Annotated in this window: 18 protein-coding genes; 15 read left to right on the forward strand and 3 right to left on the reverse strand. The window is 67.2% G+C overall.

Annotated features, from left to right (window positions below):
• Nucleotides 1-162: 162 nt before the first annotated feature.
• Nucleotides 163-660: an RDD family protein gene (locus tag LF63_RS03605; protein WP_043099699.1), complete on the reverse strand. Its 498-nt coding sequence runs from the start codon at nucleotides 658-660 to the stop codon at nucleotides 163-165.
• A 40-nt stretch (nucleotides 661-700) separates the two neighbouring features.
• On the opposite strand from LF63_RS03605, the gene xerD reads away from it, so the two are divergent.
• The 15 genes from xerD to LF63_RS03685 all read left to right on the forward strand — a co-directional run bounded on the left by xerD (nucleotide 701) and on the right by LF63_RS03685 (nucleotide 19,136).
• Nucleotides 701-1,612, forward strand: coding sequence for a site-specific tyrosine recombinase XerD (gene xerD / locus LF63_RS03610; RefSeq protein ID WP_043103068.1), 912 nt, complete (start codon nucleotides 701-703; stop codon nucleotides 1,610-1,612).
• A gap of 297 nt (nucleotides 1,613-1,909) precedes the next feature.
• Nucleotides 1,910-2,710, forward strand: a complete 801-nt coding sequence (locus LF63_RS03615) for a thioredoxin fold domain-containing protein (RefSeq protein ID WP_052394646.1) — start codon at nucleotides 1,910-1,912, stop codon at nucleotides 2,708-2,710.
• Between the two features lie 100 nt (nucleotides 2,711-2,810).
• Nucleotides 2,811-6,680 carry a phosphoribosylformylglycinamidine synthase gene (purL, locus tag LF63_RS03620; RefSeq protein WP_043099702.1) on the forward strand — a complete coding sequence of 1,290 codons (3,870 nt, stop codon included), beginning with the start codon at nucleotides 2,811-2,813 and terminating at the stop codon, nucleotides 6,678-6,680.
• A gap of 145 nt (nucleotides 6,681-6,825) precedes the next feature.
• On the forward strand, nucleotides 6,826-7,707 hold the full coding sequence (locus LF63_RS03625; RefSeq protein WP_043099704.1) for a glycosyltransferase family 2 protein: 882 nt from the start codon (nucleotides 6,826-6,828) through the stop codon (nucleotides 7,705-7,707).
• Nucleotides 7,708-7,756: 49 nt separating this feature from the next.
• Nucleotides 7,757-8,560, forward strand: a complete 804-nt coding sequence (locus LF63_RS03630) for a DUF4197 domain-containing protein (RefSeq protein ID WP_043099706.1) — start codon at nucleotides 7,757-7,759, stop codon at nucleotides 8,558-8,560.
• Between the two features lie 292 nt (nucleotides 8,561-8,852).
• The gene (locus LF63_RS03635) at nucleotides 8,853-9,050 is read left to right on the forward strand and encodes a DUF6229 family protein (RefSeq protein ID WP_043099709.1); all 198 of its coding nucleotides are present in this window, start codon (nucleotides 8,853-8,855) and stop codon (nucleotides 9,048-9,050) included.
• Between the two features lie 146 nt (nucleotides 9,051-9,196).
• Nucleotides 9,197-12,076 carry a type 2 lanthipeptide synthetase LanM family protein gene (locus LF63_RS03640; RefSeq protein WP_161782320.1) on the forward strand — a complete coding sequence of 960 codons (2,880 nt, stop codon included), beginning with the start codon at nucleotides 9,197-9,199 and terminating at the stop codon, nucleotides 12,074-12,076.
• Nucleotides 12,077-12,387: 311 nt separating this feature from the next.
• Complete coding sequence (def, locus tag LF63_RS03650) at nucleotides 12,388-12,921, forward strand: peptide deformylase (protein WP_043099711.1); 534 nt, start codon at nucleotides 12,388-12,390, stop codon at nucleotides 12,919-12,921.
• A gap of 158 nt (nucleotides 12,922-13,079) precedes the next feature.
• Complete coding sequence (gspE, locus tag LF63_RS03655; protein ID WP_043099712.1) at nucleotides 13,080-14,819, forward strand: type II secretion system ATPase GspE; 1,740 nt, start codon at nucleotides 13,080-13,082, stop codon at nucleotides 14,817-14,819.
• Nucleotide 14,820: 1 nt separating this feature from the next.
• Nucleotides 14,821-16,038, forward strand: coding sequence for a type II secretion system inner membrane protein GspF (gene gspF / locus LF63_RS03660; protein WP_043099713.1), 1,218 nt, complete (start codon nucleotides 14,821-14,823; stop codon nucleotides 16,036-16,038).
• Between the two features lie 30 nt (nucleotides 16,039-16,068).
• Complete coding sequence (gene gspG / locus LF63_RS03665) at nucleotides 16,069-16,509, forward strand: type II secretion system major pseudopilin GspG (protein WP_268746035.1); 441 nt, start codon at nucleotides 16,069-16,071, stop codon at nucleotides 16,507-16,509.
• Between the two features lie 47 nt (nucleotides 16,510-16,556).
• Entirely contained in the window at nucleotides 16,557-17,039 is a 483-nt protein-coding gene (locus LF63_RS03670; RefSeq protein WP_043099714.1) for a GspH/FimT family pseudopilin, read from the forward strand.
• 2 nt (nucleotides 17,040-17,041) lie between these two features.
• Nucleotides 17,042-17,458 (forward strand): prepilin-type N-terminal cleavage/methylation domain-containing protein, encoded by a 417-nt coding sequence (locus LF63_RS03675; RefSeq protein ID WP_052394649.1) that lies wholly within the window; start codon nucleotides 17,042-17,044, stop codon nucleotides 17,456-17,458.
• A complete protein-coding gene (locus LF63_RS03680) occupies nucleotides 17,458-18,141 on the forward strand; it encodes a prepilin-type N-terminal cleavage/methylation domain-containing protein (protein ID WP_043099715.1) in 684 nt (227 codons plus the stop codon). The genes LF63_RS03675 and LF63_RS03680 overlap by 1 nt, the downstream gene beginning before the upstream one ends.
• Entirely contained in the window at nucleotides 18,138-19,136 is a 999-nt protein-coding gene (locus tag LF63_RS03685) for a type II secretion system minor pseudopilin (protein ID WP_081945071.1), read from the forward strand. Before LF63_RS03680 ends, LF63_RS03685 begins: the two co-directional genes overlap by 4 nt.
• A gap of 32 nt (nucleotides 19,137-19,168) precedes the next feature.
• Here the strand turns inward: LF63_RS03685 and pyrF are convergent, their stop codons facing one another.
• Together pyrF and ettA are read right to left on the reverse strand one after the other, a co-directional pair.
• Nucleotides 19,169-19,990, reverse strand: coding sequence for an orotidine-5'-phosphate decarboxylase (pyrF, locus tag LF63_RS03690; protein ID WP_043103082.1), 822 nt, complete (start codon nucleotides 19,988-19,990; stop codon nucleotides 19,169-19,171).
• A 213-nt stretch (nucleotides 19,991-20,203) separates the two neighbouring features.
• Nucleotides 20,204-21,865 carry an energy-dependent translational throttle protein EttA gene (gene ettA / locus LF63_RS03695; RefSeq protein WP_043099716.1) on the reverse strand — a complete coding sequence of 554 codons (1,662 nt, stop codon included), beginning with the start codon at nucleotides 21,863-21,865 and terminating at the stop codon, nucleotides 20,204-20,206.
• Nucleotides 21,866-21,928: the final 63 nt, after the last annotated feature.

A 21,928-nucleotide genomic window follows, 5' to 3' on the forward strand; every position in this document is an offset into this window, starting at 1 on the left:
CGCATCGCGCCAAGGCTGTCTGCCGGCTGCCACGCAACCGTGGTTCCCATGCGCGTCGATACGCGTGGCCTTCAGCACGGCGGGCTTTCGTCCGTTCGATGTGCTCTAGCCGCGCTTGCGCCATCGCGAGCGAACGCTGCGCGGCGTGGATGCGATGTCGGCTCAGGCTTTCGGTATGGGCCGGTACACGATCCAGGTGCCGGCGAGGATGTCGTGCAGCGCGCGTCGCCGGCGGTCGATCAGAGCCGTCAGCAGGGACAGCGCCCATACCGCGAACGGCACGGCCATCGCGGCTTTCGCGCCGGCCCATGGTGCGATCGCCAGCAGCGTCAACGGCGCGATCAGGATCGCAAAGCGCAGCGCGGCGTGAGGCCACGTCGGAATCGCGCCCGCATCGGTGCGCAGGTACAGCCGCCAGGGCCGCATGCCCAGGCTCTGGCCGCCGCGCGTCCACGACAGCAGGAAGTAGGCCGCCAGCGCCAGCAGCAGCACGGCGCGATACCACCAGGCGTGCGGATCGAGCTGGCCGCGCGTGAGCAGCAGGCAGGCCATGTCGGTCACGAACAGGATCGCCAGCACCGCCAGCAGTTCGTAGGCGAGCGCCAGCAGGCGCCGCCAGAACGGCGCGGGCAGGTCGGAAGGAGGGACGGTTTCGTTCATAGGCTTGCGCGGATGCCTGCTTGCATCCAGCATCGCGATCATGACGGACAAGACCGACAGTATCGCCGATGTGGACCGCGACAGCATCGACGCCTTCATCGAACGGCTGTGGTCGGAAGACGGTCTGGCCGCGCGCACGCTGGACGCCTATCGCCGCGATCTGGAAGGTCTGGCGCGCTGGCTGAACGGCCGCGGCACGACGCTGGAACGCGCTACACGCGCCGACCTCTCGGGCTATCTCGGTGCGCAGCGCGTCTCCGCGCGCAGCATGGCGCGGCGGCAGACCACGTTCCGCCGTTACTACGCACACCTGGCGCGTTTCCGCCCCGGCTTCGAGGACCCGACGCTGATGCTGCAGCGTCCGAAGCTGCCGCGCAGCCTGCCCAAGGCGCTGGCCGAGCGCGAGGTGGAGGCGCTGCTGACCGCGCCCGACGTCGGCACGCCGCTGGGCTTGCGCGACCGCGCGATGCTGGAACTGATGTACGCCTCCGGGCTGCGCGTGTCGGAGCTGGTGAACCTGCCGATCGCGGGGCTGAATGTGCGCCAGGGCGTGCTGCGCGTCACCGGCAAGGGCGAAAAGGAACGTCTGATTCCGGTCGGCGAAACCGCGCTGGACTGGATCGAGCGCTACCTGCGCGAAGCGCGTCCGACGCTGGCGCGCGGGCGGCAGCCGGTGGCGCTGTTCCTGTCCAACCGCGCCGCGGCGATGACGCGGCAGATGTTCTGGACGCTGGTCAAGCGCTACGCGATGCAGGTCGGCATCACCGCCAAGCGCATCTCGCCGCACGTGCTGCGGCATTCCTTCGCCACGCATCTGCTCAATCACGGCGCGGACCTGCGTGCCCTGCAGATGCTGCTGGGCCACAGCGCGCTCAGCACCACGCAGATTTACACCCTGGTCGCGCGCGAAGGACTCAAGCGCCTGCACGCGCAGCACCACCCGCGCGGCTGAATCGTACAGGGCGTGGTCTGGGCATACCGTCGTCACGCTGAGGCCGCTGGTCTTCAGGGGCGGTCGGTGCTTCGGTGGCGCGGTAACCACACCGATCCACCATGTTCCATGGGACATTCACTCGCAGGCTCCCGTGGATGTCGACGCTGCCTGCGGTTCTGCGGCATACGGCGTAGATGTCGTGCGCCACGCCACGGTTGCCGTGAAGCGTCGGCGTGCGACAATCGAGTCCCTTTTTCCAGCGGCGCGCGGGCGGTCCGATCTCGCCATGCGCCGCGCCGACACGCGAGAATGCCCATGTTGCGCAAACTGCCGATCCTTGCCGCGCTGGCGCTCAGCCTGATGACGGCGGTCGCGATGGCCGCCACGACCGATGATGCGCCGAAGACCGTGACGGCGGCGCTGGCCCGTCTGGCGCCGGACGCGCAGCCAACCGATATCCGCGCGGCGCCGATGCCCGGTTTCTATCAGGCGCTGGTGCACGGCAAGATCGTCTACGTCAGCGCCGACGGCAAGTACGTCATGGCTGGCCAGTTGTTCGACGCGCAGCAGCGCAGCAACCTCACCGAAAACGAAATGAAGGCGATCCGTCTGCAGGCGCTGGCGACGGTGCCGGCCAGCGATCGGGTGATCTACGCGCCGCCGCACCCGAAGTACACGGTGACGGTGTTCACCGATCTCGACTGTGGCTACTGCCGCGTGTTCCATCAGCACATGGCGGCCTACAACGCCGAGGGCATCGCGGTGCAGTACCTGTTCTGGCCGCGCTCGGGCATCAAGGCGGTGCCCAGCGGGCGCGACACGCCGTCCTACGCCAAGGCGGTGTCGGTGTGGTGCGCCAAGGATCGCAAGCAGGCGTTCAACGAGGCCAAGGCCGGCGAGAGCATCCCCTCGGCGACGTGCCCGAATCCGATTGCGCGCGAGTACCACCTCGGCGAGCGCATCGGCGTCGACGGCACGCCCACGCTGATCGCCGAGGACGGCTCGGTGATCGGCGGCTACCTGAATCCGCAGCAGCTGTTGCAGGTGCTCCAGCAGGTGCGCGAGCAGCAGTCGGGCGGCGCCGGTGCAGCGGCCAAGGGTGCCGCGCAGCGCTGAACGGCGTCCCGGTGCGGCTTTCCGCACCGTTTGTCGCAGGGTGGTGTTGGCGGCGTCGGGAGTCCGGTAGAATGGCGGTTTTCCTTGGCGCAGCAAGCACATGATTGCTCTCGACGGGCACAGTGCCCTTTCCCCGTTCCGCCTCGACCAGATCAACGCACGGCTCGGCGCGATCGAGCGCGGGCTGCGCGTGCGTTCGGCCTGGTTCGTCTATTTCGTGGAGACCGGTCCCGCGCTCGACGCGGCGGCGCAGGAGCGTCTGCGTGCGGTGCTGGCGGCGAAGGAAGGCGAACTCGCCGAGGCGTCGCTGTGGGTGACGCCGCGTCTGGGCACCATCTCGCCGTGGTCGAGCAAGGCCACCGACATCGTGCGCGAAGCCGGCCTGGACGTAGTGCGCGTCGAACGCGGCGTGGCCTACCTGATCGATCAACGCCCGGAAGCCGGCAGCGACGACGAGCGCGCGATGCTCGCGCAGCTGCACGACCCGATGACGCAGTCGGTGCTGTCCGCGCCGAGCGAGGCCGAGGGCCTGTTCCTGCACGGCGAGCCCGGCGCACTGGAACGCGTGACGCTGGGTGACGCGGCGCACGACGCGCTGATCGCCGCCAACCGCGAGCTGGGCCTGGCCCTGGCCGACGACGAGATCGACTACCTCGCGGCGCGCTACGCCGAGATGGATCGCGATCCCAGCGATGCCGAACTGATGATGTTCGCGCAGGCCAATTCCGAGCACTGCCGCCACAAGGTCTTCAACGCCACCTGGAACGTCGACGAAGACGCACAGGACGTGACCCTGTTCGGCATGATCCGCAACACCCACGAGAAGTCGCCCGCGCACACGCTGTCGGCTTATTCGGACAACGCGGCGGTGATCGCCGGCGGCCTCGGCAAGCGCTTCTTCGCCGGTTCCGAGGACGGCGTCTGGCGCGCCACCGAGGAAGACATCGACTTCGCCATCAAGGTGGAGACGCACAACCATCCGACCGCCATCGCGCCGTGGCCGGGCGCGGGCACCGGCGCCGGCGGCGAAATCCGCGACGAAGGCGCGACCGGACGCGGCGGCAAACCCAAGGCCGGACTGACCGGCTTCTCGGTCTCGCATCTGCGCATTCCGGGCCTGCCGCGACCGTGGGAAAACGAGCGTCCGCTGCCCGAGCGTTTCGCCACCGCGTTCGAGATCATGCGTGACGGCCCGCTGGGCGCGGCCGCGTACAACAACGAATTCGGCCGTCCGTGCCTGGGCGGCTACTTCCGCACCTTCGAGACCGAGAACGGCAAGCCCGGCGTGCGCCGCGGCTACGACAAGCCGATCATGATCGCCGGCGGCCTGGCCAACATCCGCCGTCAGCACGTGGCCAAGGGCAAGGTGCAGCCGGGCGACAAGGTCGTGGTGTTGGGCGGTCCGGCGATGCTGATCGGCCTGGGCGGCGGCGCCGCCTCGTCGATGGCCGGCGGCAGCTCCAGCGACGAACTGGACTTCGCCTCGGTGCAGCGCGACAACCCGGAGATGGAGCGCCGCTGTCAGGAAGTCATCGACCAGTGCTGGGCGCGCGGCGAGCGCAATCCGATCGTCAGCATCCACGACGTCGGCGCGGGCGGCCTGTCCAACGCGATTCCCGAAATCCTGCACGACGCCGATCTGGGCGGCGACATCGATCTGTCGAAGATTCCCTGCGACGACCCGTCGTTGACGCCGATGCAGGTGTGGTGCAACGAGTCGCAGGAACGCTACGTGATGGCCGTGCGTCCGGACGATCTGGCGACGCTGGAAGCGATCTGCGTGCGCGAGCGCTGCCCGCTGGCCGTGGTCGGCGAAGCGACCGCCGAGGAGCATCTGCGCGTGCACGACAGCGTGCGCGACATCCGCGTGATCGATCTGTCTATGGACACGCTGTTCGGCAAGCCGCCGCGTATGCATCGCGACGCCAAGCGCTACACGCCGCGCGTGGACCTGGTGCCCGACCTGTCCGGCATCGAGCTGGGCGAGGCGCTGAGCCGCGTGCTGCGCATGCCGGTGGTCGGCAGCAAGTCGTTCCTCATCACCATCGGCGACCGCAGCGTCGGCGGCCTGTGCGCGCGCGATCCGATGGTCGGTCCGTGGCAGGTGCCGGTGGCCGATTGCGCCGTGACCCTGCTTGATTTCGACGGCTATGCCGGCGAGGCGATGGCGATGGCCGAGCGCGCGCCGGTGGCGCTGTTGTCCAGCGCCGACGCCGCGCGCATCGCGGTCGGCGAGGCCATCACCAATCTGGCCGCGGCGCCCATCGGCGAACTCGGCAACATCCGCCTGTCCGCGAACTGGATGGCCGCGGTCAACCATCCGGGCGAGGACGCGGCGCTGTTCGACGCCGTGCACGCGGTGGCGATGGAACTGTGTCCGCAGCTGGGCATCTCGATTCCGGTCGGCAAGGACTCGATGTCCATGCAGACCGTGTGGAACGACCCGCAGGCCGGCGAGCAGCGCACCGTGGCGCCGGTCTCGCTGGTGGTCACCGGCTTCGCCCGCGTCGAGGACGTGCGCAAGGCGCTGACGCCGCAGCTGCGCATGGACCGGGGCGATTCGGATCTGTGGCTGATCGATCTCGGCGCCGGCCGCGATCGCCTGGGCGCCTCGGCGCTGACGCAAGCCTTCAACCGCGGCGGCGGCGTGCCGCCGGACCTGGACGATCCCGCGCGCCTGAAGGCGCTGTTCGATCTGGTGCAGGAAGCCAACGCCAGCGACATGGTGCTGGCCTATCACGACCGTTCCGACGGCGGCGTCATCGTCACGCTGCTGGAAATGGCCTTCGCTGGCCACTGCGGTCTGGAAATCCAGCTGGAAGGCTGGGCCGACGCCACCCTGCGCGCGTTGTTCAACGAGGAACTGGGCGCGGTGCTGCAGGTGCCGCGCGCGCAGCGAGAGGCGTTCGAGGCCCTGCTCGCCAAGCACGGTCTGACCGATCTTGGCCACCGCATCGGCGAACCGCGGCAGAAGCTGGGCATCAAGCTGTTCCTGGGTACCGACGTGTTCGCCAAGTGGAACTGGCAGGAGCAGTTCAAGGCCTGGAGCGAGACCAGCCACGCGATGCAGCGTCGCCGCGATCATCCCGAGTGCGCCGATGCCGAGCTGGAGTGGCGCATCGACGACAACGACCGCGGCATCCAGCCCTCGCTGAGCTTCGACCCGAGCGACAACGTGGCCGCGCCGATGATCGCCACCGGCAAGCGTCCGCGCGTGGCGATCCTGCGCGAGCAGGGCGTGAACGGTCAGGTCGAGATGGCCGCGGCCTTCGACCGCGCCGGCTTCGAGGCCGTCGACGTGCACATGTCCGACCTGCTGGCGAGCCGTCGCTTCCTCGACGCCTTCAACGGCGTGGCCGCGTGCGGCGGCTTCTCCTACGGCGACGTGTTGGGCGCGGGCCGTGGCTGGGCCACGACGATCCTGTACAACGATCACCTGCGTCCGCAGTTCGAGCGCTTCCTCGCCGACGGTTCGCGTTTCGCGCTCGGCGTGTGCAACGGCTGCCAGATGTTCTCGCATCTCAAGGACATCATTCCCGGCGCGCAGCACTGGCCGGAATTCCTGCGCAACACCTCCGAGCAGTACGAGGCGCGCCTGGCCACCGTCGAGGTTCTCAACTCCGACAGCATCTTCCTGCAGGGCATGGCCGGTTCGCGCATTCCCGTGGTGGTGGCGCACGGCGAAGGGCGCGCCGACTTCCCGCGTTCGTGCAGCCCGTCCAAGAGCCACGGCTGCCTGCGCTACGTCGACGACCGCGGCGCGCCCACCGAGCGCTATCCGCTCAACCCGAACGGATCGCCGGGCGGCCTGACCGGTTTCACCGCCGCCGACGGCCGCGTGCTGATCATGATGCCGCACCCGGAACGCGTGTTCCGCAGCGTGCAGATGTCGTGGCGTCCGCCGGAGTGGGGCGAGGATTCGCCGTGGATGCGCATGTTCCGCAACGCGCGCGCCTGGGTTGGCGAATAACGGCACGCCGATACACCGGCGACTGAAGCGCTCCTGACACGCACGCCGGACCGGCATGGTCCCGCGTGCGCCGAGGCGGTAGCATCGATATCGTCCGCGCCGCATCCATCGTCGCGCGGCGACCGCAGGGACAGGATGGAGCGTCATGCAGGAAGGACTGACCAGCATCATCATCGTCACCGCCGATAGCGGTGCGTCGACGCGTGCATGCGTGGCGCGCGCGCTGGACAGCGATGTGCCGGTCGAAGTGATCCTGGTCGACAACGGGTCCGTCGACGGGGTGCCCGAGGCGGTCGCCCGCGCGCGCAGCGAGGATCATCGTTTTCGCGTGCTTTACAACCGCGCCAACCTGGGCTTCGGCGCCGCCGTCAATCTCGGCGTCGCACAGGCGGATGGCGGTTACGTGCTGATCCTCAATCCCGACTGCCTGCTTGCGTCCGATACCGTGCGTCGTCTGCGCGAGGCACTGGACTCGCATCTGCAGGGCGGCTTGATCGGCGCGGTCATCTGCGACGAGCAGGGCGAAATCGATCCGGCCTCGCGTCGTCGCGATCCGCTGCTGGCCCGCGCGCTTGCCACCATGCGCGGTCAGGATGCGCCGGATCGCGACGATGCGCGCGAAGGCGTGTACGTGCACGGCCCGATGCCCGAAGGCGTCAGCGTGGAAGAGGCCGTCTCCGGTGCGCTGATGCTGGTCAAACGACGCGCCTACGAACGCGTCCAGGGCTTCGATACTGGCTACTTCCTGCATTGCGAGGACCTCGACCTGTGCCGCCGCATGCGCGACGTCGGCTACGAAGTCCTGCTGGCGGGCGACGTGCGCGTGGTGCACGCCGGCGGCGGTTCCAGCCGGCATCGCCCGGTCTTCGTCAGCCGACACAAGCACGCCGGCATGTGGCGCTGGTTCCGCAAGTTCGATCCGGCCGCGCGCAACCCATTCACGGCGCTGTTCGTGTGGTTCGGGCTGTGGGCGCATTTCCTGCTGAGCGTGCCGAAGCTCATGGCCTCGCGTCGTCGTCCTGGCTGATCGCGCCCGGCGGCGTACACTGCGGACATCTCCGCAGCGGCAGACCACGATGAACATCCTCCGATCGACCTTTGCGTTGTCCCTGGGTCTCGCCATCGTCGCGTTGCCCGTGTCGGCTGCGCCCGCTTCGCCGTCCGCGGCCGCCGCATCGCCGCAGAGCTGGAAGGACCTGCTGAACCAGATCAAGGGCAAGTCCGCATCGACGTCGGCGGCGAACCTGTCCAACAGCGAGGTGGTCGGCGGCCTCAAGGAAGCGCTGGCCAAGGGCACGACGCGCGCCATCAACTCGCTCGGACGCAAAGACGGCTTCTGGGGCAATCCGGGTGTGCGCATCCCGCTGCCCGGCAAGTTGCAGCAGGCCGCGAAGCTGGCCCGGCAACTAGGGCAGGGCGACAAGGTCGATGCCTTCCAGCTCAGCATGAATCGCGCCGCCGAGAAGGCCGTGCCGCAGGTGGCGGACCTGTTCGGCGACGCCATCCGGCAGATGACGCTGCAGGACGCCCGCGCCATTCTCGGCGGCGGCGACCATGCGGCCACCGACTACTTCCGTCGTGTCGCCGGCCCCAAGCTGGCCGAGCGCATCCGTCCCATCGTGGCCAGGGCGACCGACAGCGTCGGCGTCACCCAGCGCTACAAGTCGCTGATGGCAGGTTCCACCGGCGGCACGCTGGGCTCGGCGCTGTCGATGCTGGGCAAGTCCGGTGCCTCCAAGGACATGGACCTCGATACCTACGTCACCGACGAGGCCCTGAACGGCCTGTTCAAGACCATCGGCAACGAGGAGCAGTCCATCCGCCAGAACCCGGCAGCGCGCACGACGGATCTGTTGAAGAAAGTGTTCGGTAGCCGCTGAGTACACACCGCGCGGTGGCAGTTACCCGGGCGCGTGTTGCTTGCGCCGTTGATAGGTTCTTGTTCGAGTGTCGGGGGCTTGTCGTTGCCCTGTGTCGGTCTTCCGTTTGTTGGTGCTGGGCGTTCGAGCTTGAAGTCAAACGTGAAGCGCATGGCGTTTTTCATGGCTGGCGCCGCCGCATCCTTGACATGAGGATGGTCGCGGCGTAAAGCAGAAAGGCGGAAACTGGCAAGGAAGTTTACCCAGGCCATGCATTCCGCAAACATTCAATTTCAGATCAAGGAGAGATGAAATGTCCAATGCAGAATCCATCGTTACCTCGTGGCTCCAGGGCGACACTGCGGCTGGTGGCAAGGGCAATCCGGCGGGGTCGCTGTTCACGGTCAGCAACGTTGACCTGAAGGCGGTAGGCAACACCAGGGAATACGGTGTGCTGAATACCGGCCCGCTTCGCTGCGACACCATTGTCGCGCAGTATTGCTTCGGTTGATCGAAGTAGTCGCATACGTGATGTGCGACTCGACCGAGAGGTCGTGATCCTCAGAGCGCAGCCGGGCAACCAGCTGCGCTTTTTCATGGATGTCTGATGGAACGCATGAGATTGCATGCATGCGTGTGCAGGGCAGGGAGAGCCGGATGTCGACGAATTCGTTTTCGAGCGTGCTGGATGTATTCGCGGCGGATGATTGCGCGCGTTTCGACGTCTTTCTCGAACAGGCCCGGGGTTTGGATGCGTCTGCGCGGGCGGTGCTCCGCAAGACCGGTTTCGAGGCGCTGCAGTCCGAGGCAAATGCCTCGTTGCTGCGTGTCCTGTTGCTGGAACTCCATGCCGCGCAATTGATGGAACAGCTCCCCAAAGGCGATTCGGATAGCCAATTCAGAGCTTTTGTGCGCATGGCGGAGCAGCCGGATTTTGCCCGTCACCTGGATGTTCGCTATCCCGTTCTGCGAGAACGATTGGCGTGTGTGCTGAACGATCGGCGCATGGCGTTGCAAGTCATGATCGAGCGCGTCCTTGCCGATCGCGAACGGCTGCAAGTCCATTTCGGCATGGATTGCCGCAACCTCACGGCGCTGCATGTGGGGCTGGGTGATGCGCACGATCGCGGCCATACAGTGGCCCGCCTCGAATTTGCGGACGGCATGCTGATGTACAAGCCGCGCCCCTTGCGACTGGATGTGGCGCTGGATGCTTTTCTGCAACGTGTATTTCCTGGCGACCATGCCCGCATTCGCGTTCCCCGAGCGCTGGATTGCGGCGAGTACGGTTGGACTGAATTCACGGTGCACCGCTTTTGCGATGGTGAGGCCGAGGTTTCCCAGTTCTACTTCAACCTTGGGCGATGGATCGCCGTGTTGCACCTTCTGTCCGGGTCGGACATCCATTGCGAGAATCTGATCGCTTGCGGGCCGGTACCCGTCATCGTCGATCCGGAATGCCTGTTTGGTCGCGACGCCCTGATGCAGGACGACGAGGAAGGAATTCAAGCGGAGGCCGCACGGTTGCTTTCCCTCTCGGTGCTGCGCAGTGGCATTGCACCCTACCGATCGTCATTCGAGGCCCTGGGGGGCGTGGATCATTCGAGCATGGCGGCGTCTGGCGACGGCACGTCCGAAGTTGCCGCCCCGGTCCTGGTCGGCGAGGGAACGGCACAGGCGCGTATTGCGCCGGGGACGATCAAGTTGGATGCGCCCAGAAGCCTGCCGACTCCGGAAAACCGCTTCATGGCGTACGCCGAACGGATTCTCGAGGGGTTTGCGCAAACCAGTGACATGCTGCGTAGTCTGGATGCTGCAGGGCGGCTGGCCGGGCTTTTGGTGGATTTCCGAGGCTGCCGTGTGCGCGATCTGTACCGCCCCACTCACGTCTACAGTGAGGTCAAGCGCATGCTCTGGCATCCGGCGTCCTTGCATCAGCCGGACAAGGCACGGGCTCGCGCGGAGGAGATTCTCGGGGGGCATGCCGACCTGACTCAAGAGCAGATCGAGCAGGAGCTGCGTTCCCTGGAAATACGAGACGTACCGGTCTATCGGTCCACGGTGGACGACGCACGCTTGGAGACTGCCTTGCGACTGTGGCGCAGTCAGGCCATGTCGGCTCAGGAGATGATTCTGCGCGCATCCATGGTTGCGGCGGTATTGAATCGGGACACCGCCGTCCAACACGGCACATCGCGAAGACGCGCGGTCGTGGATGGGAGTCTGTCCGAGATCGATGATCCAGAAGCCGAGCGTCGCCGGCTTGCGGCGTGGGCTGTACGCCGATTGCAAAAGCTGGCGATCCCTGGCCGGCATGGAAGTCCCTTGTGGGTGTGCCCGGTGCGTGGACTCAATGGCTGGATGATCGAGCCGTTGCATGCCGATTTCTACAACGGTCTCGGCGGGATCGCCTACGCGCTCGCCGGCTACAGGCACGAAATGGTCTGTGGCCGCGTGCCCGAAGTCGACGGGGTCGAGCAGACGCTGGAAGAAGTCATCACGGCATGGCGGTCGATGGAGCGTGTTTCCACGCCTCCGCGTGGCGGTGGCTTCAACGGCGCCGGTTCGAGGATTCTGGCTTGGCTGACCTTATATACCCATCTGGAGCGTCCCGAATTTCTCGATCATGCGATCGGGCATGCGCGAGCGTTGAGTTGCGATGAAGGCGATGCGCCACGCGAATTCGATCTGATAGCGGGCGAGGCCGGTTTGATTCTGCCATTGCTGCAACTCGGTGAAGTGACCGGCGATATGCAATGGTTCGAGCAGGCGGCATCGATCGGTCGAACCGTCGCTGCAGCGGCGGTCGTCGATGCTCGCGGAGCACGCTGGAATAGCCCGTCCTTCAAGACGCCCATTGGCGGTTTCGCTCACGGCGCCACGGGTATTGGGTGGGCGCTGGCGCGTCTGTCGCTAAGTCGTGCGGGCACAGCCGCCGATCGATATCGCTGGATGCAGCTTGCCGAGTGCGCCTTCGCATTCGAAAGTACGCTCTACGATCAGGTACAGGGCGCCTGGCGCGACATGCGGACCCCTGAAGACGCAGTGTGCGCCAGTGCCTGGTGCCACGGCGCCATTGGCATCGGCCTGGCCGCGAGCGACCTGCATGCGCGCACGGGTGGCAAGGGGTTTCTCGAAACGTTCTGGTTGGCCGTGGAAAGTGCCTTGGAACAAGGATGGCATCTGCGGCCGAATCTTTGTCATGGCAGCATCGGCATGCGCGAATTGCTGGCTCGGGCTGCGCGGTCGGGTCTGGAGACGGGGAAGCAGGCGCGGGATCACGGTGATCGTATCGTGCTGTCGCAGGTGCGCCATATCGCAGCGGACGAGCGCCAACTGACTGAATCGCTCTTTGTTCCTGGCCTCATGACCGGACTGTCCGGCATCGTGCATGGCTTGTGTCGGATGAGCGACGAGCACGAGCTGCCTTCGGCGCTGCAGATGGAGGTCACGCAAACCATGTTCGGAGCAGGTGTCGAAAGCGTGCCGTGGGCGACGGACCGCGCGCATCAGGTGCAGACCGCAACCTCTTCGTGAGTCGGAGCTTTCAGGCCCGACCACAGGTCGGCGGCAAGCGTGACTTGGAGACACCGAGATGCCAGCCTGCACGAGAGCAGGGAAATGGGTCGTGTCACATGGTGATACGGCGGCGAAGCTGCTGCGCTACGATGGTCGCGCCTCTGGCGGACCGGCCTATGACGGTGCATGCCAGCCTGCCGGTAGTTCATTCATTGTGTGCGGGGTGGATCATCGGCTTTCTTGTGGAACGGGCGGTCTTTTTGGATTTGCGCGTTCTCTGCGTTGAGCGGCTCGCGAGCTGCCTGGATGTTTGGAGCTTGGAGTAGGTCATGATCCGCGACATCCTGAAAATGGGCGATCCGCGCCTGTTGCGCGTGGCCAAGCCGGTGTCGGCCTTCGACACGCCGGAGCTGCATGCGTTGGTGGCCGACATGTTCGACACCATGCAGCATGCCGGCGGCGTGGGTCTGGCCGCGCCCCAGATCGGGGTGGATCTGCAGGTAGTGATCTTCGGTTTCGAGCACAGCGCACGTTATCCGGACGCGGTGGCCGTGCCGCGCACCATTCTGGTGAACCCCGTCCTCACGCCGTTGTCTGACGAGATGGAAGAAGGCTGGGAAGGCTGTCTTTCGGTACCGGGGCTGCGCGGCATGGTGGATCGCCATCGGCGCATCGCCTATACCGGATACGGCCCGACCGGCGCGCCCATCGAGCGCGAGGCCGAGGGCTTTCATGCGCGCGTGGTGCAGCATGAGTGCGATCATCTGATCGGCCGGCTGTACCCGTCGCGGATCACGGATTTCAGCAAGTTCGGCTTCATCGACGTGCTGTTTCCGGAACTCGATCCCGCGTTGGAGGCCTGAGCGTCCGCGTCCGGAAGCTGCGGAACCGGCCACAGCTTGCACGACGGCCGAAGGGGCGGCCTCGCGCTGGCCGCCGCCATGTGATACCTATGCCTGCTGCGCTTTTCGCAAGCAGGATGCCTTGTCGTCGCAGCGACGGTTTCGGGGAGGATGTAGGAATGTCGGCAGCTGCACTGCCATCGATCGACGCGGCCACCCGCGCCGACAGCAACACGGATCAGGCGCGCGTGTGCGCGCTGCTGGTCGAGCGCGGCTCGCTGAAGGAGGCCGATCTTGGCCGTGCGCGCCGGCTGCACGAGGAAGCGCCCGAGGGCACGCTGACGTCGCTGCTGGCGCGCCTGGGTCTGGTGTCCGAGCGCAATCTGGCCGAGGCCTGGGCCGAACTGCTCGGCGTGCCGCTGCTGGCGTCTGCCGATGCGCCGGAGATGCCGCCGACCGACGTCGAGATGTCAGTGCGTTTCCTGCGCCAGCACCACGTGGTGCCGGTCACGGTCGAGGACGAGCAAGCGATTGGCCTGATGGTGGCCGATCCGGGCGATCCGTATCCGGCGCAGGCCGTGGCGTTGGCCACCGGTCGCGCCATCGCCCTGCGCGTGGGTCTGCGCAGCGAGGTCGACGACCTGATCGAGCGCTATTACGGTCAGGGCCGCTCGGCCATGGGCACCATCGTGGAGAACATGGAAGGCGGCGTGTCCGACGAGGAAGATGTCGAACATCTGCGCGACCTGGCCTCCGAGGCGCCGGTCATCCGTCTGGTCAACCTGGTCATCCAGCGCGCCGTCGAGCAGCGCGCGTCGGACATCCACATCGAACCGTTCGAGAACCGCCTGAAGGTGCGCTACCGCATCGACGGCGTGCTGCACGAGGTGGAAGCGCCGCCGGCCAGTTCCACCGCCGCGGTGATCAGCCGCGTGAAGATCATGGCGCGCCTGAACATCGCCGAGCGCCGCCTGCCGCAGGACGGCCGCATCATGCTGCGCGTACAGGGCAAGGAGCTGGACCTGCGCGTGTCCACCGTGCCGACCAGCTTCGGCGAGTCGGTGGTGATGCGTATCCTCGACCGTGAGGCCGTGGTCTTCGACTTCGCCCGGCTCGGCTTCACCGACGATTTCACGCGCCGCTTCACCGATGTGCTGGAACGCCCGCACGGCATCCTGCTGGTGACCGGCCCGACCGGTTCGGGCAAGACCACCACGCTGTACACGGCGCTGTCGCAGATCAACACGCCGGACGTGAAGATCATCACCGTCGAGGACCCGGTCGAATACCAGCTCGAAGGCATCAACCAGATTCAGGTGAAGCCGTCCATCGGACTGGACTTCGCCGGCGCGCTGCGCTCCATCGTGCGCCAGGATCCGGACGTCATCATGATCGGCGAAATGCGCGATCTGGAGACCTGCCGCATCGCCATCCAGTCGGCGCTGACCGGCCATCTGGTGCTGTCGACGCTGCATACCAATTCGGCCGCCGGCGGCATCACCCGCCTGCTCGACATGGGCGTGGAGGACTACCTGTTGACCTCGACCATCAACGGCATCCTGGCACAGCGTCTGGTGCGGCACCTGGACACCGAACTGGCCGAGCCGTACGAGGCGCTGCCCGAAGTGGTCAAGCAGTTCCAGTTGGAGCGCTTCACCGATGAACGCCCGGTCCGGTTGTGGAAACCGGGCCGCAGCGATGCCAACCCGACCGGCTACCGCGGCCGACAGGCCATCGTCGAATTCCTCACCATGAGCGACCCGCTGCGCCGTCTGGTGATGCAGCACGCCTCCGACGCCGACATCGAGCGCGCCGCGCGCGAGGAAGGCATGCGCACCATGTACGAGGACGGTCTGGCCAAGGCCGTGCACGGCGCCACCACCATCGAGGAGGTCCTGCGCGTGACGCAGGAAGGCTGAGATGGCGCAGTTCCGCTATCGCGCGATCAGCGCGTCCGGCGAGGTGCTGCAGGGACTGATGGAGGCGGCCAGCGTCGAGGACGTGGTGGTGCGCCTGCAGGACCAGGGCCACACGCCGCTCGAAGCCAAGCCGGCCGACGCCGGCGGCGGTGCGCCGATGTTCGCCTCGCTGTTCCAGCGCGGCCCGTTCAACGGCGACCAGCTGGCGCAGTTCACCCATCAGCTCGCCACGCTGCTCGGCGCGGGCCAGCCGCTGGATCGCGCGCTCGGCATCCTGCTCGATCTGCCCGAGGGCGAGCGCGCGAAGAAGCTGGTCGAGCGCGTGCGCGAACGCGTGCGCGGCGGCGGCACGCTGTCGCAGGCGCTGGACGAGGAGCACGGCGCGTTTCCGCGTCTGTACGTCAGCCTGGTGCGCGCAGGCGAGGCCGGCGGATCGCTGGACGTCACCCTGCGCCGGCTGGCCGATTACCTGGAGCGCGCGCAGGCGCTGCGTTCCAGCGTGGTCAATGCGCTGATCTATCCGGCCTTCCTGATGGTCGGCGTGGTCGGCTCGCTGCTGTTGCTGCTGACCTACGTGGTGCCGCAGTTCGTGCCGATCTTCCAGGACATGAACGTGCCAATTCCGCTGATGACCAAGATCGTCCTCGGCATCGGCAACGTGATGCAGAGCGGCTGGTGGCTGATGCTGTTGCTGCTGGTCGGCGGCGTTTTCTTCCTGCGCATGCGCCTGCGCGACGCGGACACGCGACGCGGGTTCGATGCATGGCGGCTGCGCATGCGCGTGCTCGGACCGGTGCTGCTGAAGGTCGAGACCGCGCGCATCGCGCGCACGCTCGGCACGCTGCTGAAGAACGGCGTGCCGATGATGACGGCGCTCAACATCACCCGGCAGGTCACGCGCAACACAGCGCTGGAGTACGCGCTGACCAAGGCCGCCGAGGCGGTCAAGGGCGGCGCGGGTCTGGGCGTCGCGCTGGCCGAGTCCAAGCAGTTCCCGCGGCTGGCGCTGCAGATGGTGCAGGTGGGCGAGGAAGCCGGCGCCATCGACGACATGCTGCTGAAGGTGGCCGACACGTTCGACCTCGAGTCCAAACGCTCGATCGACCGCCTGCTGGCGGCGCTGGTGCCGGCGCTGACGGTGGTGATGACCGTGATGGTCGCCTTCATCATGGCGGCGATCCTGATGCCGCTGCTGAGCCTGACCAGCAACATCGGCTGACCCTTTTCATTCGCAGAACGAGGATTCCAGATGAACAAGCAAGCGATGCAACGGATGCGTCACCCGCGCGCGGCGCGCAGCGGCGGCTTCACGCTGCTGGAAATGCTGGCGGTGATCGTGTTGATCGGCATCATCGGCACCATCGTCTACACCCAGGTCGGCAAGAGCCTGGACAAGGGCAAGTACGGCGCGGGCAAGGCGCAGCTGACGGCCATCGATACCGCCATCCAGCGCTACGCGATGGACAACGGTTCGCCGCCGCCGACCCTCGACGCGCTGGTGACCAAGCCGTCCGGCGCCTCCGACTGGCTGGGTCCATACCTCAAGGCCAAGCAGCTGAAGGACCCGTGGGGCCACGCATTCGGCTACAAGGTGCCGGGCGACCACGGCGACTACGACGTGATCTTCTACGGTCAGGACGGTCGTCCGGGCGGCACCGGCATGAGCAAGGACGTGGGTAACTGGGAATGATCCACGCGCGATGCCGTCGGCATGTCGCCGGGCCCGGACGGGTCGGGATGCGGCATGCCCGGCATCGCGTGACGGGGCGCGCCGGCGCGTCCGGCTTCACTCTGCTGGAGATGCTGGTCGTCATCATCCTGATCAGCATCGCCGCGACCGTGGTGGCGATCTCCGTCACCCGCGGTCTGACCTCGGCGCGCATCCGCAGCGCCAGCGCCGACCTGGCGGCCGCGCTGCGTTACACGCGGGCGCAGGCCATCGTCCACGGCAAGCAGGAAACCCTCAGCGTGGACGTCGCCCAGCACACCTACCAGGCGCCGGGCCGACCGATGGTGCAGCTGCCCGGCGGCATGGCGCTGGCGCTGACCAGCGCGGTCGAGGATCGCGTCAACGCGCATACCGGCAACATTCGCTTTTTCCCCGACGGCAGTTCGACCGGCGGGCGCATCACGCTCAGTCACGGTCAGCGCGAATGGCACATCAACGTGGCCTGGCTGACCGGCAGCGTGGCCGTGGTCGAGACGCGGGCCGGAGGCTAAGCATGCGCGTCGCGCGTCCGCGAGGATTCACGCTGATCGAGGTCATCGCGGCCATTGTGCTGCTGTCGCTGGCCTTTGCCGCGCTGCTGACCACGATGGGCAACGCCTCGCGCCTGGCCGTCAACGCCGATGCGCATACGCGCGCGGCGCTATGCGCGCAGTCGGCGATGGACAGCGCCTTTGTGTTGAAGCCGATCCGCGCGGGCGTGATCCAGGGGCGCTGCGACAAGAACTTCCACTGGCAGCTGCAGGCGCAGCGCTGGCAGCCGCCGAATCCCGGCAAGGTGCCGGTGCAGATGAACATGTTCCGCCTCGATCTGACCGTGCTGTGGGCGCAGGGCGGACACCAGCGACAGGCGCGTTTCTGCACGCTGCGCGCGCAGGATCCGGGTCGTTACAATCCGTCGGGGCTGCCGTGATGCGACTGCGCGCACGCCACGCGAGAGGCTTCACGCTGCTGGAAGTGCTGGCGGCGATGGTGCTGTTGTCGCTGCTGTTGCTGGCGGTGTGGTCGGGCATCCACTCGGCGACCTTGAGCGTGCGTTCCGGACAGCGTTTCGTCGAGCGCACCGATGCGGTGCGCTCGACGCAGGACTTCCTGCGCCGCGAGCTGGCGCAGGCGGTGCGTCAGCCGTGGGCGGCCGATCCGGACGGCGGTGCGATCGTGTTCACCGGCAGTCCGGACAAACTGCAGTTCGTCGCGCCGCTGCCGGGCTACCTGGGCAAGCTCGGGCCGCAGTTGCAGACCGTCGAACTGGTGCCGGAGAAACAGGGCGACGGCTATCGGTTGCAGGTCTCGTTCTCGCTGCTGCCGCCGGACGGCGGCAAGCCGCAGCCGCTGGGCAAGCCGCAGGTGCTGCTGACCGGCATTCAGAGCGGACAGTTCGACTTCCGCGGCTTCGACAAACTGCGCAAGCCCACCGACTGGCTGCAGCGCTGGGAGGACACCGACCGCACGCCGGCGCTGGTGCGCCTGGACCTGAAGCTGGACAAGGGCGTCTGGCCGCAATTGGTCGCGCCGATCCGCGTCGACGCCAGCGCGGTCATTGGCACCGGCGGCTTACTGCGCCGCATCCTGCGCCCGCCGGGGTCGCAGCCATGAGGCGGCGATCCGCACAGCGCGGCGTGGCGTTGCTGGTGGTGCTGTGGGCCACGGCGCTGCTGACCATCATGCTGGCCGCCTACGCGGTGACCACGCGCACCGAAGGACTGCAGGCGCGCTATCAGTTCGACCAGACGCGCGCGCGTTACGCGGCCGAGGCCGGTATCGCCCGGGCCGTCTACGGTCTGCGCGAATCCGATCCGAAGCAGCGCTGGATCGCCGACGGCCGGCCGTACACGTTCCGTTTCGACAACGCCGTGGTGCGCGTGACCTTGACCGACGAGAGCGGCAAGGTCGACCTCAACGCCGCCACGCCCGAGCTACTGACCGGCCTGTTCCACGCGGCCGGACTGGATGACGACAAGGCCGAGGCGCTCAGCGAGGCGGTGCAGGACTGGCGCGACGCCGACGACGCCACGCGCCCGCACGGCGCCGAGCGGGCGCAGTACGAACAGGCCGGGCGCGACTACGGTCCGCGCAACGGTCCGTTCGTCACCATCGAGGAACTGCAGATGGTGCTGGGCATGACACCGGCGCTGTACCAGAAGCTGGCGCCGGCCATCACGGTGTGGTCGGGGCGCAACACGCCCAACGTCGGCAGCGCGCCGGCACTGGTGCTGCAGGCGCTGCCCGGCATGGACGCCGACAAGGCCGGGCAGTACATCCAGTTGCGCCAGCAGCGCGACAGCGCGGCGGCGCCGGCGCCGACCGCGATTCTCGGCGGCATGACCGCGATGGGCGGCAGCAACGGCAACACCCAGGACATCCACGCCGAGGCGACGCTGCCCAATGGCGCGCGCGCCGCGGTCGACGCGGTGGTGCGCTTCGGCGGCATGCCCACGGGCGGTGCGCCGTACCGCATCCTGCATTGGCGACAGGGTGATGTCGGTCAGGAGACGCCCGGCGCGCGCGATGCGTCGGGTCGCGGTTCGTCGTCCGGCCAGAACGGGGCCGGGTCGAAAGACGGCGGCGGACTGCGCCTGGGCGCGTCCTGAACGGGGCGTGTGCGCGGTCAGCCGCGCCGTGATCAGGCCTGCGTGCGGCAGGTGTTGATCTGGTCGCGCAGCGCCTGCGTGGCGGTGCGCGCCGCCGCCGCGAAATCCTCGCCCGAACTGGCGTAGAGAATGGCGCGCGAGGAGCTGATCATCAGCCCCGCGCCATGCGCGTCCGCGCCTTCGCGCAGCACCGCCTCGACGTCGCCGCCCTGCGCGCCGATGCCCGGCACTAGTAGCGGCAGGTCGCCGACGATGCGGCGCACCTGCCCCAGCTCCTCGGGGAAGGTCGCGCCGGTGACCAGCGCGCAGTTGCCGTGCGCATTCCAGTCGCGGGCGATGGTCTCGGCCACGCGCTGATACAGCGGCCGGCCGCCGCAGCCGAGATTCTGGAAGTCCGCGCCGCCCGGATTGGAGGTGCGGCACAGCAGGATCACGCCTTTGTCGGCGCGGTCCAGGAACGGCTGGATCGAATCGCGGCCGAGGTACGGATTCAGCGTCACCGCATCGGCGTCGTAGCGCTCGAAGGCCTCGACCACGTAGCGCTGCGCGGTGGAACCGATGTCGCCGCGCTTGGCGTCGAGGATCACCGGCACGCCGGGATGGGTCTCGTGGATGTGTGCAATCAGGCGTTCCAGCGCATCCTCGGCGCGCAGCGCGGCGAAGTGCGCGATCTGCGGCTTGAACGCGCAGGCCAGGTCGGCGGTGGCGTCGACGATGGCGCGGCAGAAGGCGAACACCGCATCGGGATCGTCGCCCATGGCGGCGGGGAAGCGCGCCGGATCGGGATCGAGGCCGACGCAGACCAGGGTGTCGGCATCGTTCCAGCGTGTGCGCAGGGCCTGCATGAAGTTCATGGTCGCTCCCGTGTCGGCGGCGTGGTGAACGATGCGTCGCTCCACCTCGCACAAAGGGGTACGACCGTCATCCCGGCGCACGCCGGGACCCAGTGCCTGATGCATATCCGTGCGATGGAGTCACTGGGTTCCTGCTTTCGCAGGAAGGACGATCAGGTAGGTTTTCATCGGTGGGGACGTGTTCCGTTCGCCCCCACCATGACTGTTCCGATCTCAGACCAGCTTCTTGTAGCGCATGCGATGCGGACGCGCCGCTTCGTCGCCGAGACGGCGCTTCTTGTCGGCTTCGTACTCGCCGTAGTTGCCGGGGAAGAACTCGACGTGCGAGTCGCCCTCGAAGGCGATGATGTGCGTGGCGATGCGGTCCAGGAACCAGCGGTCATGGCTGATCACGAGGGCGCAACCGGGGAATTCCAGGATGCCGTCCTCCAGCGCGCGCAGGGTCTCGACGTCCAGATCGTTGGACGGTTCGTCGAGCAGCAGCACGTTGCCGCCCTGCAGCAGGGTCTTGGCCATGTGCAGACGGCCGCGTTCGCCGCCGGACAGGTTGCCCACGCGCTTCTGCTGATCGGTGCCCTTGAAGTTGAAGCGGCCGATGTAGGCGCGCGACTGGATCTCGAAGTTGCCGATGGTGATGATGTCCGAACCGCCGGAGACTTCCTGCCACACGTTGTTGTCGCCTTCCAGCGCATCGCGCGACTGGTCGACGTAGGCCAGCTTGACGGTGTGGCCGAGCTTGACCTCGCCGGAGTCGGGCGTCTCCGCACCGGTGATCATCTTGAACAGCGTCGACTTGCCGGCGCCGTTCGGGCCGATCACGCCGACGATGGCGCCCGGCGGAATCTTGAACGACAGGTTGTCGATCAGTAGGCGGTCGCCGAAGGCCTTGGACACGCCCTTGAATTCGATCACCTCGTTGCCCAGACGCTCGCCCGGCGGAATGAAGATTTCGTTGGTCTCGTTGCGCTTCTGGTACTCGACCGCGTTCAGTTCCTCGAAGCGCTGCAGACGCGCCTTGCCCTTGGACTGACGACCCTTCTTCGCCGAGCGCACCCATTCCAGCTCGCGCTTGATGGCCTTCTGGCGGGCCTTCTCCTGCGCGGCTTCCTGCGCCAGGCGCTCGTCTTTCTGCTCCAGCCACGAGGTGTAGTTGCCCTTCCAGGGAATGCCGCGGCCGCGGTCCAGTTCGAGAATCCACTCGGCGGCGTTGTCGAGGAAGTAGCGGTCATGGGTGACCGCCACGACGGTGCCGGCGAAGTCGCGCAGGAAGTTCTCCAGCCAGTCGACCGACTCGGCGTCCAGATGGTTGGTGGGCTCGTCGAGCAGCAGCATGTCCGGCTTGGACAGCAGTAGACGGCACAGCGCCACGCGGCGCTTCTCGCCGCCGGACAGCGGACCGACCTTGGCGTCCCACGGCGGGATGCGCAGGGCGTCCGCGGCGACTTCGAGCTGACGTTCCAGCGCATGCGCGTCGTTGGCGGCGAGGATGTTCTCCAGCTTCTGCTGTTCCTCAGCCAGCTTGTCGAAGTCCGCGCCTTCCTCGGCGTAGGCGGCGTAGACCTCTTCCAGCCGCGCCTGCGCCTGCAGGATCTCGCCGACGCCTTCCTCGACGACTTCGCGCACGGTCTTTTCCGGGTCCAGTTCCGGCTCCTGCGCCAGGTAGCCGACCTTGATGTCCGGCGCCGGACGCGCCTCGCCCTGGAAGTCGGTGTCGACGCCCGCCATGATGCGGAGCACCGTGGACTTGCCCGCGCCGTTCAGACCCAGCAGGCCGATCTTGGCGCCGGGGAAGAAGCTCAGCGAGATGTCCTTGATGATCTGGCGCTGCGGGGGAACGGTCTTGCTGACTCCGTTCATGGTGTAGATGTACTGCATGGAGCCTCCGGCGGGGTGCACGACGCGGGCCAAGGGCGGGCGGTGCGATTGGAATGGTATAAA

It is taken from the genome of Oleiagrimonas soli (assembly GCF_000761445.1).
Lineage (GTDB): Bacteria > Pseudomonadota > Gammaproteobacteria > Xanthomonadales > Rhodanobacteraceae > Oleiagrimonas > Oleiagrimonas soli.

Coding starts and splice junctions, on each gene's coding strand:
- LF63_RS03635 (WP_043099709.1), top strand. CDS start 8,853: ATGTCCAATGCAGAATCCATCGTTACCTCGTGGCTCCAGGGCGACACT.
- LF63_RS03615 (WP_052394646.1), top strand. CDS start 1,910: ATGTTGCGCAAACTGCCGATCCTTGCCGCGCTGGCGCTCAGCCTGATG.
- gspE (WP_043099712.1), top strand. CDS start 13,080: ATGTCGGCAGCTGCACTGCCATCGATCGACGCGGCCACCCGCGCCGAC.
- LF63_RS03670 (WP_043099714.1), top strand. CDS start 16,557: ATGCGGCATGCCCGGCATCGCGTGACGGGGCGCGCCGGCGCGTCCGGC.
- xerD (WP_043103068.1), top strand. CDS start 701: ATGACGGACAAGACCGACAGTATCGCCGATGTGGACCGCGACAGCATC.
- def (WP_043099711.1), top strand. CDS start 12,388: ATGATCCGCGACATCCTGAAAATGGGCGATCCGCGCCTGTTGCGCGTG.
- ettA (WP_043099716.1), bottom strand. CDS start 21,865: ATGCAGTACATCTACACCATGAACGGAGTCAGCAAGACCGTTCCCCCG.
- LF63_RS03685 (WP_081945071.1), top strand. CDS start 18,138: ATGAGGCGGCGATCCGCACAGCGCGGCGTGGCGTTGCTGGTGGTGCTG.
- LF63_RS03630 (WP_043099706.1), top strand. CDS start 7,757: ATGAACATCCTCCGATCGACCTTTGCGTTGTCCCTGGGTCTCGCCATC.
- LF63_RS03640 (WP_161782320.1), top strand. CDS start 9,197: ATGTCGACGAATTCGTTTTCGAGCGTGCTGGATGTATTCGCGGCGGAT.
- gspF (WP_043099713.1), top strand. CDS start 14,821: ATGGCGCAGTTCCGCTATCGCGCGATCAGCGCGTCCGGCGAGGTGCTG.
- purL (WP_043099702.1), top strand. CDS start 2,811: ATGATTGCTCTCGACGGGCACAGTGCCCTTTCCCCGTTCCGCCTCGAC.
- LF63_RS03675 (WP_052394649.1), top strand. CDS start 17,042: ATGCGCGTCGCGCGTCCGCGAGGATTCACGCTGATCGAGGTCATCGCG.
- LF63_RS03680 (WP_043099715.1), top strand. CDS start 17,458: ATGCGACTGCGCGCACGCCACGCGAGAGGCTTCACGCTGCTGGAAGTG.
- pyrF (WP_043103082.1), bottom strand. CDS start 19,990: ATGAACTTCATGCAGGCCCTGCGCACACGCTGGAACGATGCCGACACC.
- LF63_RS03605 (WP_043099699.1), bottom strand. CDS start 660: ATGAACGAAACCGTCCCTCCTTCCGACCTGCCCGCGCCGTTCTGGCGG.
- gspG (WP_268746035.1), top strand. CDS start 16,069: ATGAACAAGCAAGCGATGCAACGGATGCGTCACCCGCGCGCGGCGCGC.
- LF63_RS03625 (WP_043099704.1), top strand. CDS start 6,826: ATGCAGGAAGGACTGACCAGCATCATCATCGTCACCGCCGATAGCGGT.